At 75.0% G+C, this 3,081-nt stretch carries 1 protein-coding gene and 1 pseudogene; both read left to right on the forward strand.

Annotated features, from left to right (window positions below; translation table 11 throughout):
- Nucleotides 1-1,998 (forward strand): annotated as a pseudogene (locus ACFCX4_RS31025) (hypothetical protein); the annotation flags it as partial.
- 107 nt (nucleotides 1,999-2,105) lie between these two features.
- Entirely contained in the window at nucleotides 2,106-3,035 is a 930-nt protein-coding gene (locus ACFCX4_RS31030; protein ID WP_376149722.1) for a cellulose-binding protein, read from the forward strand.
- Nucleotides 3,036-3,081 lie beyond the last annotated feature (46 nt).

Raw genomic sequence — 3,081 nt, forward strand, 5'->3', positions numbered from 1 at the left:
CGCGCCGAAGCCGAGGCCACCGCCAAGGGGCTGCGCGAGCGCGGCGCGGCGGAGCTGGCGCTCGCCGAGGAGCAGGCCGGGACGGTCCGTGCCGAGGCCGGCCGGGAGCTGTCCGAGGCCCGCGCCACCGCCGCCGGGATCCGGACCCAGGCCGGCGAGGTGCTGGAGCAGGCCAGGAAGGACGGCGAGGACCTCGTCACGGCCGCCCGGGCCGAGGCCGCCGAACTGGTCGACGCCGCGCAGCACGAGGCCCTCGGGCTGGTCGAGGCCGCCGAGGACGAGGCCGCCGAGGTCCGCCAGTCGGTGGCCGGGCTGCACGAGACCGCCTCGCAGCAGATCGCCGAGCTCCGGGCCACCGCCGAGCGGGACGCCGAGGAGCTGCGCGAGCAGGCCGAGCGGGCCGCCGCCCAGGTGCGCGACACCGCCGACCGGGAGACCACCGAACTGCGCGCGCTGGCCGACCGGGAGACCGCCGAGCTGCGGGCCACCGCCGGGCACGAGGTGGCCGAGCTGCGCGCGCTGGCCGAGCGCGAGACCACCGACCTGCGGGCCCGCACGGACGCCGAGACGACGGCCCTGCGCGAGCAGACCGAGCTGGAACTGCTCGCCGACCGCGAGGCCGCCGAGGCCGAACTGGGCCGCCTGCGCGCCGAGGCACAGGCCTACGACGAGCAGCTGCGCACCGACGCCGAGGACACCCTGCGCGCCGCCCAGGACGCCGCCGAGCAGCAGCTCGCCGAGGCCGGGGAGCTCGCCTCCCGGACGGTGGCCGCCGGCGAGGAGCGGGCCGCCGCCACCGTCGCCGACGCGGAGGACTTCGCCGCCGCGCTGCGCACCGAGGCCGAGGAGTACGCGCTCGCCACCCGCACCCTCGCCGACGAGTACGACACGGCCGCCCACGGCCGCGCCGACGCCTACGACGCCGAGACCCGCGAGGCCGCCGAGCAGTTCGACAAGGCCACCCGCCGGCGTGCCAAGTCCGTGCTGGAGAAGGCCTTCGCGGACGCCGAGTCGCTCGGCGAGGACGCCCGCACCACCGCACTGGCGACCACCGCCGCCGCCGAGGAGCAGGCCGACGCGATGGTCGCCGCCGCCCGCAAGGAGGCGGACCGGCTGGTCGCGGCCGGCGAGGCCGGCGGGCAGGAGGCCGTCGAGAAGGGCCGCGCCGACGCCGACGCGCTGCTCTCCGAGGCCCGCCGGGACGCCACCGCGATCCGCGAGCGCGCCGAGGAGCTGCGCGAGCGCACCGACGCCGAGGTGGAGGCCCTGCACGAGCGCGCCCGCAAGGAGAACGCGCAGGCCATGAAGTCGGCCGGCGAGCGGGTGGACGCCCTGGTGACGGCCGCCCAGGAACAGCTGACCGAGGCCGAGGACCAGGCGGTGGCGACCGTCGCCGAGGCCGAGGACCGGGCGGCGGCGCTGGTCGCGGCCGCCGAGGACCGCGCCAACGAGCTGACCTCGGAGGCCTCCGCCGAGGCCAGCAAGGTCCGGCTCTCCGCCGTCCGCAAGGCCGAGGGCCTGCTGAAGGAGGCCGAGACCAAGCTCGCCAGCTCCACCGACCGCGCCGAGGCCCTGATCATCAAGGCCGAGGCCAAGCTGAAGTCCTCGCAGGACGAGGCGGAGGAGCGGCTGGAGTCGGCGTCGGCCGAGGCCGAGAAGCGGCTGCGGGCCGCCGACCGGGCCGCCGACGAGCAGATCGAGCTGGCGAAGGCGGAGGCCGAGCGGCTGCTCGCCGAGGCGCGGGCCGAGGCGCAGCGGGCCACCGACGAGGGCCGGCGCGAGCTGGACGAACTGGTGCGCCGCCGCAAGGACATCAACACCGAGATCTCCAGGGTCCAGGACGTGCTGTCCGCCCTGGAGGCCTTCGAGGCGCCGTCACCGGTCGCGCAGGCCAACGGGGGAAGCAGCACCAAGAAGGACGGGGGTGCCAAGGCGGGTGCCGGAATTGGCTCTCCCCGGTCGGGTGGCAATCGCTCCAAGAACGCACCACCCGATTGAGCGGACATTGTCCGCGGGACAACGGCGTTTCGGCGCCGACACTCCGGTACCGTGTCAGGATTCCCTCAACCACCTCAGCGGTTTGACGACAGGAAGCCCAGAACCCCATGAGCGACAGTCACTCCCCTCACGGCTTCGACCTGGTGCGCCGTGGGTACGAGCGCGCCCAGGTCGACGAGCGGATCACCAAGCTGGTGGCCGACCGTGACAGTGCCTTGACCCGGATCAGCGCCCTTGAGAAGCGCATCGAGGAGCTCCACCTGGAGACCCAGACCGCCCAGGCGGCGGTCGCGGAGTCGGAGCCGTCGTACGCCGGTCTCGGTGCCCGGGTCGAGAAGATCCTGCGGCTCGCCGAGGAGGAGGCCAAGGACCTGCGCGAGGAGGCGCACCGCGCCGCCGAGCAGCACCGCGAGCTCGCCGAGGCCGCCGCCCAGCAGGTGCGCACCGAGGCCGAGAACTACGCCAAGGACCGCAAGGCCAAGGCGGAGGACGAGGGTCTGCGGATCGTCGACAAGGCCAAGAGCGACTCCGCCCAGCTGCGCGCCGAGGCCAACAAGGACGCCCAGAACAAGCGCGAGGAGGCGGACGCCCTCTTCGAGGAGACCCGCACCAAGGCCGCCCAGGCCGCGCTGGAGTTCGAGACCAACCTGGCCAAGCGCCGCGAGCAGTCCGAGCGGGACCTGGCCGCCCGTCAGGCCAAGGCCGAGAAGCGGCTGGCCGAGATCGAGCACCGGGCCGAGCAGCTGCGCCTGGAGGCCGAGAAGCTGCGCACCGACGCCGAGCGCCGCGCCCGCCAGACCGTCGAGACGGCCCAGCGCCAGTCCGAGGACATCGTGGCCGACGCCAACGCCAAGGCCGACCGGATCCGCAGCGAGTCCGAGCGCGAGCTGGCGGCGCTCACCAACCGCCGCGACAGCATCAACGCCCAGCTGACCAACGTCCGCGAGATGCTAGCGACGCTGACCGGTGCCGCCGTGGCCGCCGCCTCGCTGCCGAACGACGACTCCATGGGCGTGCCCGCCCAGCAGTCGCGCTGACGCCGTGAACGCCCGGAACGGGCCCCCACCCTCCCCGGGTGCGGGC

The organism is Kitasatospora sp. NPDC056327, assembly GCF_042261735.1.
In the GTDB taxonomy this organism is placed as follows: Bacteria; Actinomycetota; Actinomycetes; order Streptomycetales; family Streptomycetaceae; genus Kitasatospora.

Coding starts and splice junctions, on each gene's coding strand:
- ACFCX4_RS31030 (WP_376149722.1), top strand. CDS start 2,106: ATGAGCGACAGTCACTCCCCTCACGGCTTCGACCTGGTGCGCCGTGGG.